At 59.1% G+C, this 14371-nt stretch carries 15 protein-coding genes; 14 read left to right on the top strand and 1 reads right to left on the bottom strand.

Annotated elements, in window-relative coordinates:
• Positions 1 to 38: 38 nt before the first annotated feature.
• Positions 39 to 905 carry an acyl-CoA desaturase gene (locus KBY65_RS12150; protein WP_369802053.1) on the top strand — a complete coding sequence of 289 codons (867 nt, stop codon included), beginning with the start codon at positions 39 to 41 and terminating at the stop codon, positions 903 to 905.
• Here the strand turns inward: KBY65_RS12150 and KBY65_RS12145 are convergent.
• Positions 890 to 1714 carry a hypothetical protein gene (locus KBY65_RS12145; protein ID WP_255001754.1) on the bottom strand — a complete coding sequence of 275 codons (825 nt, stop codon included), beginning with the start codon at positions 1712 to 1714 and terminating at the stop codon, positions 890 to 892. The genes KBY65_RS12150 and KBY65_RS12145 overlap by 16 nt on opposite strands.
• Before the next feature lie 54 nt (positions 1715 to 1768).
• Between KBY65_RS12145 and KBY65_RS12140 the strand changes: the two genes are divergently transcribed.
• The 13 genes from KBY65_RS12140 (at position 1769) to KBY65_RS12080 (ending at position 14089) form a co-directional block, all read left to right on the top strand.
• Positions 1769 to 2755 carry an acyl-CoA desaturase gene (locus tag KBY65_RS12140; protein WP_255001753.1) on the top strand — a complete coding sequence of 329 codons (987 nt, stop codon included), beginning with the start codon at positions 1769 to 1771 and terminating at the stop codon, positions 2753 to 2755.
• Positions 2756 to 2791: 36 nt separating this feature from the next.
• Positions 2792 to 3001 carry a type II toxin-antitoxin system HicB family antitoxin gene (locus tag KBY65_RS12135; RefSeq protein WP_094561266.1) on the top strand — a complete coding sequence of 70 codons (210 nt, stop codon included), beginning with the start codon at positions 2792 to 2794 and terminating at the stop codon, positions 2999 to 3001.
• On the top strand, positions 2998 to 3210 hold the full coding sequence (locus KBY65_RS12130) for a type II toxin-antitoxin system HicA family toxin (protein WP_094561267.1): 213 nt from the start codon (positions 2998 to 3000) through the stop codon (positions 3208 to 3210). Before KBY65_RS12135 ends, KBY65_RS12130 begins: the two co-directional genes overlap by 4 nt.
• 231 nt (positions 3211 to 3441) lie before the next feature.
• The gene (gene rplI / locus KBY65_RS12125; protein WP_255001752.1) at positions 3442 to 3900 is read left to right on the top strand and encodes a 50S ribosomal protein L9; all 459 of its coding nucleotides are present in this window, start codon (positions 3442 to 3444) and stop codon (positions 3898 to 3900) included.
• A 144-nt stretch (positions 3901 to 4044) separates the two neighbouring features.
• Positions 4045 to 5454: a replicative DNA helicase gene (dnaB, locus tag KBY65_RS12120; RefSeq protein WP_255001751.1), complete on the top strand. Its 1410-nt coding sequence runs from the start codon at positions 4045 to 4047 to the stop codon at positions 5452 to 5454.
• A gap of 3 nt (positions 5455 to 5457) precedes the next feature.
• The gene (locus KBY65_RS12115; protein WP_255001749.1) at positions 5458 to 6237 is read left to right on the top strand and encodes a hypothetical protein; all 780 of its coding nucleotides are present in this window, start codon (positions 5458 to 5460) and stop codon (positions 6235 to 6237) included.
• Positions 6238 to 6273: 36 nt separating this feature from the next.
• Positions 6274 to 8217 (top strand): tRNA uridine-5-carboxymethylaminomethyl(34) synthesis enzyme MnmG, encoded by a 1944-nt coding sequence (gene mnmG, locus KBY65_RS12110; RefSeq protein ID WP_255001747.1) that lies wholly within the window; start codon positions 6274 to 6276, stop codon positions 8215 to 8217.
• Between the two features lie 13 nt (positions 8218 to 8230).
• On the top strand, positions 8231 to 9052 hold the full coding sequence (locus KBY65_RS12105; protein ID WP_255001746.1) for a hypothetical protein: 822 nt from the start codon (positions 8231 to 8233) through the stop codon (positions 9050 to 9052).
• Entirely contained in the window at positions 9049 to 10269 is a 1221-nt protein-coding gene (locus tag KBY65_RS12100) for a glycosyltransferase family 4 protein (RefSeq protein ID WP_255001745.1), read from the top strand. Before KBY65_RS12105 ends, KBY65_RS12100 begins: the two co-directional genes overlap by 4 nt.
• Positions 10266 to 11195: a glycosyltransferase family 8 protein gene (locus KBY65_RS12095; protein ID WP_094561274.1), complete on the top strand. Its 930-nt coding sequence runs from the start codon at positions 10266 to 10268 to the stop codon at positions 11193 to 11195. Before KBY65_RS12100 ends, KBY65_RS12095 begins: the two co-directional genes overlap by 4 nt.
• Positions 11196 to 11227: 32 nt before the next feature.
• Positions 11228 to 12241: a glycosyltransferase family 10 domain-containing protein gene (locus KBY65_RS12090; protein ID WP_094561275.1), complete on the top strand. Its 1014-nt coding sequence runs from the start codon at positions 11228 to 11230 to the stop codon at positions 12239 to 12241.
• Positions 12242 to 12318: 77 nt separating this feature from the next.
• Positions 12319 to 13281, top strand: coding sequence for a hypothetical protein (locus KBY65_RS12085; RefSeq protein WP_255001743.1), 963 nt, complete (start codon positions 12319 to 12321; stop codon positions 13279 to 13281).
• Positions 13244 to 14089: an alpha-1,2-fucosyltransferase gene (locus KBY65_RS12080; RefSeq protein WP_255001742.1), complete on the top strand. Its 846-nt coding sequence runs from the start codon at positions 13244 to 13246 to the stop codon at positions 14087 to 14089. Before KBY65_RS12085 ends, KBY65_RS12080 begins: the two co-directional genes overlap by 38 nt.
• The last annotated feature ends 282 nt before the right edge of the window (positions 14090 to 14371 follow it).

Genomic DNA, 14371 nt, shown 5'->3' with positions numbered 1-14371 from the left:
CCAGCACCGCAGCCCCCAGCAGTCAGGACGAGCTCCGCATCCGTGCGTCGCTGGTTTCTGCACGCGATCCCCTGCCGCCGCGGCAACGCAAATTCAAGACCGGCACCACCGGCTTCATGCTGGCGATGCACGTGGGGGCGGTGTTTGCCCTGCTGCCGCGCTTCTGGAGCTGGCAGGCCGTGGTGGTGCTGGCCGTTCTGTATTGGACGACCGTGCTGGGCGTGACCCTGGGCCTGCACCGGCTGGTGACCCACCGCAGCTTCAGCGCCCCCCAATGGCTGGAGCGCCTGCTGGTGCTGATGGGAGCCCTGGCCTGTCAGAGCGGCCCGATCGAGTGGGTGGGGCTGCACCGCCACCACCACAAGTATTCCGACCAACCCAACGACCACCACGACGCCGGCCGCGGCCTGTGGTGGGCCCACAGCGCCTGGATGCTGCATGAGATTCCGGCCCTGCAGCACGTGCAGCGGCTCACCGGCGACCTGCAGCGCGACCCCTTCTACCGCTGGCTCGACCGCTGGTTTCTGCTGCTGCAGCTTCCCCTCGCCGCCGGCCTCTACTGGTATGGCAACGCTGCCCAGGTGCACGGCGGTGGCCTGGGCCTGGTGCTCTGGGCGATCCCACTGCGGCTTGTGATCGTGTATCACGTCACCTGGCTGGTGAATTCCGCCACCCACTTCTGCGGCTACCGCAACTTCGACTGCCCCGACCGCTCCCGCAATTGCTGGTGGGTGGCGATCCTCAGCTTCGGCGAGGGCTGGCACAACAACCACCACGCCTTCCCCCATTCGGCGCGCCACGGCCTGCGCTGGTTTGAATTCGACATCACCTGGCAGCACATCAAGCTGCTGCGGGCTCTGGGCTGGGCCAAGCGGATGCGGGTGGCCAGCTACCGGTCGTCCTGAAGGCCGCCACTCAACAGGCTGCAGCCCGGATCGCGCAACTGCTGCCGGATCGCCGCCGCCAGATCCAGCTGACCGCGGCCGGTCTCGCCCACCACGCCCATGGCCCGCGCCTGCTGGCGCAGCAACTCCAGAAACTGATCCGGCCCCAGATCTCCCTCACCCGTCGCCCCGAGCCGGGCCAGGGTGCGGCGCAGATCGGGGAGTTCGCTGTCGAGTTCGGCGGCCGAAAAATCTCGCTGGCCGGCCATCACCTCGGCGAAACGCTCCCGCCGCTGGCGCTTCTCCACCGGATAGGCCGCCATCAGTTGATCGCGGCAGAGGCGCCAGGGCTGACCAGCCGTGAACAACTGGGACAGCGCCGCACTCAACGGCCCTGCCTCGTCGCTGGTAATGCGCAGGTCGAAGGCCACCGGCGGCTGGCGCAGCCCCACAAACACCTCCAGCAGCTCGCCCGGGCCCAGCACCGACACCCCCTCATCCTGAACGGGCAGGGCTGAGCTCTCCAGGGCCGCCACCAGCTCCGGGTGGTCCGCCAGGCGCTGCAGCAGCGGCTCGCCGAGCACCCCACCCCGCACCTCGGCGGCCAGCAGTTGGTTGATCTGGCCCAGGGCCAGGAACACCTCCGGACCCGGGGATGCCAACTTACCGTTGCGCAGCATCGATAGCTGGGAGTTGTGGACCCTGCCCAGATCCAGGGCCTCCGCCAGGGCCGGCAACACCCGGTGCGACCAGCCGTTGCGCTCATGCCACACCTTGATCAGATGGGCGAACGCAACACGGCCTGATGCGAGCTCTTCCCGATATCCCACGCGATACGGATCCGTATTACTACTATTGTAGCGATCAGTTCGGAGTCGGTCCGCATGGCCGCACCAGTTAAGCCAGCCGCACCAGTCAAGCCAGCCACCTATCGCCTGGCCACCCGCAAGCCTGCCCTCATCAATAAGGGCGTCAGCGGGCAAAGGCGGGCCGAGGCCCTGCACCAGCCCCGCCGCGGCGAAGCGCCCAGCAGCAAGGGGCCGAAAAGCACCAGCTGGGTCACGATCGGCTTCATGGTGGTGATCCACGGGCTGGCCCTGGTAGCCCTGCTACCCCAGTTCTGGAGTGGGCCCGCCCTGGCCAGCTTCCTGGTGCTCTATTGGGTTACCGCCTGCCTGGGCGTGACCATCGGCTACCACCGGATGCTGAGCCACCGCTCCTTCCGGGTGCCCCAGTGGCTGGAGCGCTTCTTCGCCACCTGCGGCGCCCTCAGCTGCCAGCACGGCCCCCTCGACTGGGTGGGCCTGCACCGGCACCACCACAAGTTTTCTGATACCGACGTGGATCACCACACCAGCCTCAAGGGCTTCTGGTGGAGCCACATGGGCTGGATGTTTGCCCCCATCCCCGCCATGGGGGCGGTGCCCCGCCTCGCCGGCGACCTGGCCAAGGATCCCTACTACCGCTGGCTGAACAACAACTTCCTGCTGCTGCAGATCCCCCTGGCCGCCCTGCTCTTCTGGATCGGCACCGCCACGGGTGCCGGCGGCTGGGGCCTGGTGCTGTGGGGCATCCCCTTGCGCCTGGTGATCGTCTACCACTGCACCTGGCTGGTGAATTCGGCCACCCACCTCTGGGGTGAGGTGAGCCACGACAGCGGCGACGGCTCCCGCAACAACGCCTGGGTGGCGGCGCTCACCTTCGGCGAGGGCTGGCACAACAACCACCACGCCTATCCCCATTCGGCCCGCCACGGCTTCGGCCGACAGATCGATCTCACCTGGCAGCACATCCGGCTGATGCGGGCCCTGGGCCTGGCTCACCAGGTGCGCCTGCCCGCTGCGGCCGCCAGAGCGGGAAGCAGGGGCTGAGACCTTCATAGAATGCATGGATGAAGGGTGATTCCCATGCAGTTCACGCTTGAGGTCGAAAGGGAGGCAGACGGCCGCTGGCTTGCTGAGGTTGCTCAGCTGCCAGGCGCGCTCGCTTACGGGGCCTCAGCAGATGAAGCAATGACGAAAGCCGAAGCCCTCGCCCTGCGAGCCCTGGCCGAGCAACTTGAGCATGGGGAAGCTGTGCCTCGCGACATCAGCATCGTGGTCCCAACTGCGGCATGAGCCAGTGGCCGTCGGTCAAAGCCAGGAGAGTTTTGGCGGCCTTGATGAACCTTGGCTGGAGGGTCAAACGCCAGAGCGGTTCGCATCAAACCTTGTGCCGTGAAGGCTGGTCCGACGTCGTTTTTGCCTTCCACGATGGGGAGGAAATCGGTCCTCGCATGCTCGCCAGGATTGCCAAACACACTGGACTGAAACCCGAACACCTGTAATGCGCTAGTGGCTCCACTCCAGCTGAAGGTCCAGGGCCCGCAGCCCAAGGGGACACGACGGAAGGATTCACGCCGGTAGCGCCGGAGAGATCGGCGTAGCGCTTGTTCAGCGCAGCGATTCGGCCTCAGTCATCAGCGGGCATGGGCACCGCTGGGAGATGGCGACACAGGGGGGCCACACACACTGATCTAATCTGAGAGGTCGCACCCCGTTAAATCGTCAGTTATCCCATGGCCAAACGCGTTCAAGTCGTCCTCAACGCAGACGTTCTCAGCCTGGGCAAGGACGGGGATCTGGTGGACGTGGCCCCCGGCTATGCCCGCAACTTCCTGGTGCCAACCGGCAAAGCCGTGCCAGTCACCGCCGCGGTGCTCCGCCAGGTGGAGGCCCGCCGGGCCAAGGAAGCGGAGCGTCAGGCTGCCCTCAAAGCTGAAGCGGTTGCCTTCCGCACCGCCTTCGACACGATCGGCCGCTTCACCGTCAAGAAGCAAACCGGTGGCGACGACGTGCTGTTTGGCACCGTGACCAACGGCGACGTGGCCGAAGCCATCGAAGCCGCCACCAAGAAAGAAGTGGATCGCCGCGACATCCTGGTGCCGGAAATCCACCGCACCGGCGCCTACAAGGTGCAGGTCAAGCTCCACCCTGAAGTCACCGCCGAGATCAACCTGGAAGTGGTCAGCCACTGACGCCCACAGCCTTATGGGCGTCCTAGCCACCCCACCCGTGGGGTGGCTTTTTGCTGAACACCCCAGCCGCAGCGCCCAATCGCTGGTCAAACCACGCCTAACCCGGCAGGATGGACAACCCGGCATTCCTGCCCTCCAAAGCCGATGGTGAGCGTTCCCCTCAACCCGCCCGGCCGTGAGCGCGCCGGCAGTCCCAAGGGCGGGCGCAACGGTGATGCCGAGGCGCGCTTTGAGGCCCTGCCCGACTCGGTGCCCCCCCAGAACCTGGAGGCCGAGGAGGCCGTGCTCGGCGGGATCCTGCTCGATCCCGATGCCATCAGCCGCGTGGCCGACGTGCTGCAGCCGGAGGCCTTCTACCTCTCCGCCCACCGCGAGATCTATCGCACGGCGGTGATGCTGCACAGCCAGGGCAAGCCCACCGACCTGACGGCCATGTGCGCCTGGCTGGCCGACACCGGCGCCCTGGAGAAAGTGGGCGGCCAGGGGCGGCTGGTGGAGCTCGTGGAGCGGATCACCTCCACCGCCTCGATCGACCAGGTGGCTCGCCTGGTGATGGACAAGTTTCTGCGGCGCCAGCTGATCCGCTCTGGCAACGAGGTGATCGCCCTGGGCTTCGACCAGAGCAAGCCGATGGAGCAGGTGCTCGATGAGGCCGAGCAGAAGATTTTCGCCATCAGCCAGGAGAAACCCAGCACGGGTCTCACCCCCACCGCCGAGATCCTCACCAGCACCTTCAACGAGATCGAGAGTCGCTCGCTGGGCACCGCCGTCGCCGGCATCCCCTGCAACTTCTACGACCTCGATGCCATCACCCAGGGGCTGCAGCGGAGCGACCTGATCATCGTGGCCGGCCGGCCGGCGATGGGCAAAACCTCGATCGTGCTCAACATCGCCAAGAACGTCGCCCAGATCCACGCCCTGCCGGTGTGCGTGTTCTCGCTGGAGATGAGCAAGGAGCAGCTCACCTACCGCCTGCTGTCGATGGAGGTGGGGATCGAGAGCGGCCGGCTGCGCACCGGTCGGTTGCAGCAGGAGGAATGGCCCCTGCTCGGCCAGGGCATCAACAGCCTCGGCCAGCTGCCCCTGTTCCTCGACGACAAACCCAACTCCGGCGTGCTGGAGATGCGCTCGCTCTGCCGCCGGCTGATGGCCGAAACCGGCAAGGAGCTGGGCCTGATCGTGATCGACTACCTGCAGCTGATGGAGGGCTCCACCCCCGACAACCGGGTGCAGGAGCTCTCGCGCATCACCCGCGGCCTCAAGGGCATGGCCCGCGAGCTGAACGTGCCGGTGATGGCCCTCTCCCAGCTGAGCCGCGGCGTCGAATCACGCACCAACAAGCGCCCGATGCTGAGCGACCTGCGGGAATCGGGCTCAATCGAGCAAGACGCCGACCTGGTGCTGATGATCTACCGCGACGAGTACTACAACCCCGAAACCCCCGACCGGGGCATCACCGAAGTGATCGTGACCAAGCACCGCAACGGCCCGGTGGGCACCGTGAAACTGCTGTTTGAGCCCCAGTTCACCCGGTTCCGCAATCTGGCTGCCTGATCCATGTCGCCAGACCGGGCGCCGCCCACCGTATTGACGGTGCAAACCGGCCACCGCTACCCCGATCTGTGGGTGAGCCGCCTGGCCGCGATGGTGGCCCGGCACCTGCCGGAAGCCCATCGCTTTATCATCTACACCGATCGTCCGGAAGCAGGTCGCTTCGAGTCCCCCGGCGCCGCACACCAGCAGCTGGAGGTGCGGGATCTGCAGGGCGACTCCCTGCAGGGCTTTTTCGGCAAGCTGCGCCTGTTCGACCAGGCCCTCACCGGCACAGATCCCTTTCTGTTTCTCGACAGCACCCTGGTAATCCGCGCCAGCCTGGAGCCCCTGATCGCGATCGGCCGCAGCAGCAGCGCCAGTGTGATCGGCGTGCGCGACTGGAACTACCCGATCCTCAATTCCTCCGTGCTCTGGTGCCGGCCCGACGCCCACACCCAGGCAGTGTGGGACGCGTGGCAGCAGGGGCGCTACGCCGACATCGTCTTCCCTGGCGACCAGAACGTCATCTTTCACGTTTTCGGCGAGACCGCGCCAGCCGCCCTCACCTACTGGCCCGAAGGCCTGGTGAGCTCCTACAAGGCGCTGCTCAAACTGGCCCGGCGCGATCCCGAGGCGGCCCAGCGCGAGCTTGCTGCCAGCACGATCCTCAAATTCCATGGCAGGCCCAAGCCCGACGAGGTGTTGCACCCCTGGCGCCATCCCCAGCACACGATCCTGCGCCACCCGCTGCATCCTCGGCTCTGGAGTTACCTGGCCGATGACGTGCGCCGCCACTGGCACTAACGGCACTGGCACGAACGCCGGGTTTGAATAGAAGGCATGACCATGACCGCGACACCCACTGAGCACTTCGATGTGATCGTGGTGGGCGGCGGCCACGCCGGCTGTGAAGCGGCCCTCACCGCGGCTCGGCTGGGGCTGAACACAGCCCTGTTTTCGCTGAACCTCGATCGCATCGCCTGGCAGCCCTGCAACCCTGCGGTGGGCGGGCCGGCCAAGAGCCAGCTGGTGCATGAAGTGGACGCCCTCGGCGGTGTGATCGGCCGACTCGCCGATGCCACGGCCCTGCAGAAGCGGGTGCTCAACGCCAGCCGCGGCCCGGCCGTATGGGCCCTGCGCGCCCAAACCGACAAGCGCCAGTACGCCCGCCAGATGCTGCAGCTGCTGCAGCACACCCCAAATCTGGCCCTGCGCGAAGCGATGGTGACGGGGCTGGAGGTGGAGGACGCGGACGGGGGCGCCCGGATCACCGGCGTGCGCACCTACTTCGGCAGCGTCTATGCCGCGCCGGCCGTGATCCTCACCACCGGCACCTTCCTGGGGGGCCAGATCTGGGTAGGGCACCAGTCGATGCCGGCAGGCCGGGCCGGCGAACAGCCCGCCGAGGGGCTCACCGAGGCCCTCGAGGCACTGGGCTTCCAGATGGGCCGCCTCAAGACCGGCACCCCCGCTCGGGTGGACCGGCGCAGCATCGCCCTCGACCAACTGGAAGAGCAGCCCAGCGATGCCCACGATCGCTTCTTCTCGTTTGATCCGGCGGCCTGGGTGAGCGGCGAGCCGATGAGCTGCCACATCACCCGCACCACCGCCGCCACCCACCAGCTGATCCGCGACAACCTTCACCTCACGCCGATCTACGGCGGTGTGATCGACAGCAAGGGCCCCCGCTACTGCCCGTCGATCGAAGACAAGATCGTGCGCTTTGCCGACAAGGAGAGTCACCAGATTTTCCTGGAGCCCGAAGGCCGCGACACCCCCGAGATCTACGTGCAGGGCTTCTCCACCGGCCTGCCGGAGCGGCTGCAGCTGGAGCTGCTGCGCACCCTGCCGGGCCTGGAGCAGTGCGTGATGCTGCGGCCCGCCTACGCCGTCGACTACGACTACCTGCCCGCCACCCAGCTCAAAGCCAGCCTGGAAACCAAGCGGGTGGCGGGGCTCTATGCCGCTGGCCAGCTCAACGGCACCACCGGCTACGAGGAAGCCGCCGCCCAGGGGCTGGTGGCGGGCCTCAACGCCGCCCGGCAGGTGCGCGGCCAGAGCGCGGTGCACTTCCCCCGGGAGGGCAGCTACATCGGCACGATGATCGATGACCTGATCACCAAGGATCTCCGCGAGCCCTACCGGGTGCTCACCAGCCGCAGCGAATACCGGCTGGTGCTGCGCGGCGACAACGCCGACCGGCGCCTCACCCCTCTAGGCCGCGAGCTGGGGCTGATCGACGACCGGCGCTGGGAGATCTACAACCGCAAACAGAAGGCCATTGGGGCCGAAAAACAGCGGCTCGAAACGGTGCGCCTCAAGGGCAGCGACCCAGCAGCCTCGACCGTGGAAGCCGCCACCGGCGCGTCCATCAGGGGCTCGATCACCCTGGCCGACTTGCTCCGCCGCTCCGGCTTCCACAGCAGCGATCTGGTGCAGCACGGCCTGGCTGATGCCGAGCTGCCGGCCGATGTGCGGGAAGGCGCCGAGATCGACATCAAATACAGCGGCTACCTGGCCCGCCAGCAGCAGCAGATCGACCAGGTGAAAAAGCAAGCACACCGGCCGATTCCCGCCGGCGTCGATTACGCCAGCATCGGCACCCTCTCAAAGGAAGCGCGCGAAAAGCTCACCGCCGTGCAGCCGAGCAGCCTGGGCCAGGCCTCACGGGTGCCGGGCGTCAGCCCGGCCGATATCACCGCCCTGATGCTGTGGCTGGAGATCCGCAGGCGCCAAGACTCGTCAAGCCCCCAAAGCCTCGGTAGCGTGAAAGCCAGCACGTGAGCAGGGGCGCTAGGTGAGTCCGGTACGCGGGATCCCCACCTCGAGGGCCTACTGGGAGCTCAAGGCCGAACAGATGCTTAACCGCGTGTTTGAGCCGGAAAACCCGATCGAGGTTAAGGTCTGCGACGCCCCCAACATCCCCCTCGAGCCAAGGGATCTGACGACCCCACCGAAGCCAGGCCCAACCACGCAAGCAAACCCTCGATTCCGAAGCTGGATCGACCAGCTCGGCCACCAGCCGAGTTGGTTGCTGGCCGGAGCCAGCGTCACGGGGATGCTGATGGCCGGGATGGCCCTAGTCGTGTTGGGAGTGTGGAACCACAGCCAGCAAGCAATCCGCCAGGAACGCACCATGCTGCTGATCGAGCGGCTGCGAGCCATAGGACCCGGCACCACGGCCGCCGCTGAAACTGCCACCCAGGCAGAAGCCACAAAGCCAACGCACCAGGATGGCGAGCTGCCACCGCCGCCGCCGGGTGGCGGCGAACCCTGGATGGAAGAACTGGCCACCCTGCCCGCGAGCCACGCCCCCGCGGCCTCCATGCTCCAGGTGCCTATCAACAGCTGGATCACCAGCCCCGCTCCAGCCGCGACAGGCGACGCAAGCAGCTCCAGCGGCGGAGGCGGTGGAAGCGCACCCCAACTGGTGGGCGTGGTGCAGGTGCCCGGCCAGAGCGGGTCGGCCATCTTTCAACTCGGCGCCAGCTCCACCAGCGCCGCCGTGGGCGAAAGCATCGGCAGCAGCGGCTGGCGCCTGCGCTCAGCCAGTGGCGACAGTGCTTTGATCGAGAAGGGCGGCGAACAGCGGAGGGTGAGTATCAGCAATGGTTATTGATCGACCAAGCAGTGGATCACAGCCGACATCACTCAACCAAAGTGCATGCACAGTCGCAACAACATAGGCAAAAGCAAAAAGGGGAACCCCAGACAGCAGTGAAAACAAAAGCAACGAATAAAAATCAATCAGGCAGCCGGGCAAGGTTCGCACAACGATTCCTAAACCTGCTCTGCGGCAAAACGGCCAAACCCTATTACAACGAAAACACATTCTTCGTGTGGGAACCTTGCTCGAGATCCCACGCAGAGGTCGTTCCGGGCTACTGCAAACTCCTGCTCGATACCGGATACGACGTATCGGTACTCATTGAGCCTAAGCGGATCGACGAAGGGCTTTTCTGCAACTTTACACACGAAAGGCTGCATATCAACCGGCTATCAAAAAGAGCCACACAGAAATTCTTCAAAGAAAATGGGTTGGCCTCTTCATCAGGCATCCTCGTGACGACGGTGGGCAAACTCACTCCCAACGCCGACTACGATCATGCGAGTGGACTATTTGCTCCACTCAACCAAAACCAACGGGTTCTTCTAGTCGAGCACGACATCAAAAATGGTGCAGACCTCGGCACGCTAACAAGTGATATCATCACACTGCGGGAAACAGACTACAAGAACTCAATTACAACGCCAGTCAATCCTCACTATTTTGGGGAGTTAGGGGAGCATCAAAAAGAAGCGCGCACAATCTTTGCAACAGTTGGCGCAATCAGAGATAAACGCAGAAACAGCGATCTGCTGATCAGCGCCGTTGAGGGGCTTCATCAAAAGGGAGTCAGCAACTTTACCGTTCTCGTCATCGGCAAAAATAATCCCAGCGCCATTCCCAGACATTTGCAGCAGTATTTCCTCCACTTAGGCCGCTTAACATTCCAGGAACTCTACGAGCAAATGCAATGCTGTGATTTTCTTCTGCCATTGCTTGACCCGAACAACCCAAGCCACAGACGCTACATCACAACCGGCACCAGCGGCACATTTCAATTGGCACTTGGCTTTCACAAGCCAGTGATATTAGAACAGTCATTTGCGCCCATCAATAAACTCAACGAGAGCAATTCAGTCATCTACGACGGCAACAGCGATTTCCTCATCGCAATGGAAAAAGCCATTATGATGACACCAGATCACTACGACTCGCTTCAAAAAGCTGTTGCCGAAACAGCCAGGTCAATCTATGCTGAGTCACTTGAGAATCTAAAGAGTCTGATATGAGCACAACAACAGTCCCTATCGTCTTTGCATTTGACAGGCGCGTCTTACGTCCAGCCGCTGTCGCGATCAGGAGTCTTATCGATGCAGCACAGAAAGACACAACCTATCAGATTCATATATTACACCCCGGATTTAGCACAAAGATAAACGCAGCTTTCGCTGACATTGCCAAGGAAACTCGCCACACAGTCGTTTTTCATAAAATCGACAATAACCGGTTTAAGGGGCTTCCATCAGGGGGCGGAAGCTGGACCGAGGTCGTCTATTATCGATTTTTAATCCCCGAGCTACTCACTAAATGCGATCGCGCCATTTATTCAGATATTGACGTCTACTTCAAGGGCGATTTGTCGTCTTTGATGGATATAGACATGAAGGGCGCTCCAATTGGAGCAGTCATTGGCGAAGTGAATAGCCCTGCGATGAAATGCCACAACCACTTCCCCGAAAACAACTCTAAATATGTATACATGTCGGGCTTCTTGCTCATGGACTTGAGCAAGATGCGCAGAGAAACACTCACCGAAAGACTCTTAAATACCGCAAAGAGGTATGGCAAAAGACTTAAGATGTTCGACTTAGACGCACTAAATCTGACCTGCAGCCACATTCATTCGCTGCCATTTGAATATTGCGTATTAGAGACGGTTTACGAGGAGCAGTCAGTCCGGAGCGCTCCTGAATTCTCATGGCTGTCAGATCATTACTCAATCGACGACCTTGAAGGTGCCAAGATCAATACTAAGATTATTCATTATGCAGGCCCACTAGGAAAGCCTTGGCGGAGAGCAAATCAACCCAGCTACTACAAACAGGCGCTGAGTTGTGTTCCAGCAACTCTGAATAGGAAAACATGGCGGGACATTCGCAAGTACTGGAGTAGCCGACTCGCCAACATGGTTCGCGGCGAGCGAACTCTAAGATAGCCTCTTGCAATTAACAACAATTGAGATAATCCATGAAATGGAATTTTGGACAAGTCGCAATTGATCGACTGAGAGGCAAGCGGACATCGGCAACGACCATTTCCAAGCCATACAAAAGAATATATCTTCCTGTCTACAATAGCAACCATAATCTTAATTCCGAAGAGCCCTCTATCTTTAATGAAGAAGGCCAGACAATGCGCACTTTTTTTCTGCGGGATGCCCAATGGGCACACCACCCAAGCTACATGCAGTCGAAGTATTTTATCTGGGACCGCTACAATATAGGTCTAAATACCCACTTCTATACCCACAATGCAATGCTGGAGACAATGGGGACTCCAGCAAGACGCTACGGTATACTTTGGGAATCAGAAGCTTTAGTCCCAAAAGACTACACTCTATTTGCCCGCCACAAGAGCCTAGCGGAAGAGTTTAATTTTATTTTTACGTTCAGCGAAGATATTCTTGAGGCTGTACCAAATGCCCGCTTTTTTCCGGGGTGTGCCAGCGCCTGGTATGGCAACAAGATTGGTGGCGGCATGCTTTCAAATACAGCCTATCTTAGAAAAACAAAAGGCATTTCTATACTGTCATCTGCAAAATTTCAAACTAGATTCCACAAGTTTCGGCTTGAACTCGCCAGAAAGCTCAAGGAGAATGACCATGTTGATACCTATGGCACGTTTGATGGCGGAACACAAGTTCAGCTAAGTGAAACGTTGACGGATTACCGTTTTTCATTCGCCATTGAGAACGATCTTAAGCCTTTATTCTTTACAGAGCGGCTAACAAGTTGCTTTGCCGCAATGACAATTCCGATTTATTTAGGAGCCAGCAAGATTGATCAGTTTTTCAATCCAGATGGGATCATCCAGTTAAAAGCATCTGACTTGGATGACATTGAAAAAATCATCCAATTATGCACACCTGCAGAATATGAACGACGGCTTCCTGCTATTGTGGACAACTATAACCGCGTAAAGCCTTTCCTCAATGCGAATGATTGGTTGTACGAAAACTATTTCAAACAAAACGGGGATTAATGGCAAATCCAAGTGATCTATCCTACGAGAAATAGTCCACAAGATTGGTCCCGGTAAACCTTCTTAGCTACAGATCAATGACCAACAAAACTATGGATGCTCTTGACATCCTCAGCGGTTTCTTCCGCTCCAATGCTCTCAGAAGGGCGCTTTCAGAGGGCTTCTGCTTTGAATCAATTGATGATGAGCGGTTGGCTAATCAGAAGATTATCTCACAACGGCCCAAGTTGGCTCGAGAGACAATAAGTCTTGTTCATTCATCAAGGACATCTCTGCAAGAGAATGTTCAATATCTTCACGAGCGCATCCTCGCGGCGATGGCAATGCGCGAGGCTTTGCCTATTATTAGATTTGCTGACGGCGAATATGCATTTTATTCGCTAAGTCTGGCTTGCAATGGTCTCTACAAGCAAGCCAGAAGTCGACGAGAGATTCAGGCTGTGTTGGCGAAACACATCCATGCCCTTGAATATGTGCAGACAAAAGGCTTTATAGCTCCGCTAATCTTCCCGGGCAATCTACAGTTCCATCCATCACTAAAAAAAATTTTGGGGCTTAAAGAAAAGCCTGGTTCGGCTCTTTCTTTTATACGCTTGTTGTCCTCACACGGTATTCGTCTTACGCCAGATCATTATGTTCCATTTTATGCGATCTATGCCTATCTCACTTCTAACACATTTTTGAGCGCTTGTGGAGGCAAGAATATCTGCATACTGAACTCTGACCTTAACATGAAGCTTGCTAATGAGTGGTTTAATAAAGGTGGCAGCGGAGCGCGGATCAGTTCGGTTTGCATACCCTCAGAGTATGTGGCTACAAGTTGGCAGCACTACAAAAATGATATACTTTTGCAAATCCCCAGAGAGACAGATATCTGTCTTGTTGGAGCAGGGATCGGATCCCTCGAAGTCTGCGCTGATATCAGCCAGTCTTTCTCCATTCCAGCTATTGATGCTGGTCATGTCATAAATATGATTAATAGTAGAGTCGATAAGTCTGCGGGTGCCCGCCTCTTCACAGAGTGGAAACAGAATGCTTGAAAAGGGGGTGTATGTCTGCCTAGAAGGTGGTCTTGGCAATCAACTGTTTATGTATGCAGCTGGGAAGGCCTTGGCTTATCGAAATAACACCAAGTTATTCATAGACACTGAATCTGGATTTCGAGATGATTTAAGGTATCAGCGCAATTACTCGCTCGACATTTTTGATGTCAATTTTCAGCACTTCCAAATGTGCAACTTTGAGGATACAAGAGTAAAGAGGCTAATTAACAAGTTCGGGCCAATGCAATATCGGAATGTACTCTTGGAAAAGAAGGTCAAGAGCCTACAGAATGTTCATGTAAACAAAGCCATTGAACTTAGGGGATATTGGCAATCAGAAGATCACTTTAAAGGCCAATGGAAGCATTTATCAAGTGAACTTGAATACGCAATACATCTATCAGTTGAATCGGCAAGGATCTTAGAGAAAATTCATTCCTCTAAAACGTCAGTTGCTGTTCATTTCCGCACAGTAGATTATCGCCATGTTCTTCCAGCCGATTATTACTCGAGAGCCTTTGAATATCTAAATAACCATTTTTCAGGAGCTCATTACATGATATTTGCGGATAGCCCTAAGGGCATTAACCCAGAGCCGTTCTCAGGCTTGAATCATACGGTTGTACGTACCGACGATCACCGCGAGGACTTCTTCCTGATGAGCAGCTGCTGCCATCAGATCCTTGCAAACAGCACATATAGCTGGTGGGCTGCATACCTTAATAAAAATTCCGACAAAAAAATCCTGGCTCCCAGGAGATGGGGATTCAAAATTGAGACTCCGCCCTCATGGCAGCTAGTTTAACTGCAGCGAAGCCTCTGCTAATTAATTTTCGGCGTAACAGCAATATTATTTAGTTGTTGCCTGTAGGTATGATTAGGGACTCCTGAAAAAGCCAGATCGGGTAGCGCCCCTCCGAGTGGTGTAACTCAGGAGGTCCTGTGACCCTTTCCGGAGGGCAGGGCCGACTGAAAGTCAGGCACAAGGCAGCTGGCGCGGCCATGCTGGTGCCGGTTTTGTCGGGACTGCTCCCGTCCGTTGGCCCATTCTGTTGCCAGTGCTGATCTGATCGCCTTCCTGCAGGCC

Origin of the sequence: Cyanobium sp. Alchichica 3B3-8F6, assembly GCF_024346435.1 — a bacterium.
Taxonomy (GTDB): domain Bacteria; phylum Cyanobacteriota; class Cyanobacteriia; order PCC-6307; family Cyanobiaceae; genus Cyanobium_A.
Note: the sequence above shows the minus strand (reverse complement) of the source record. Positions and strands in the feature narration are given on the sequence as shown.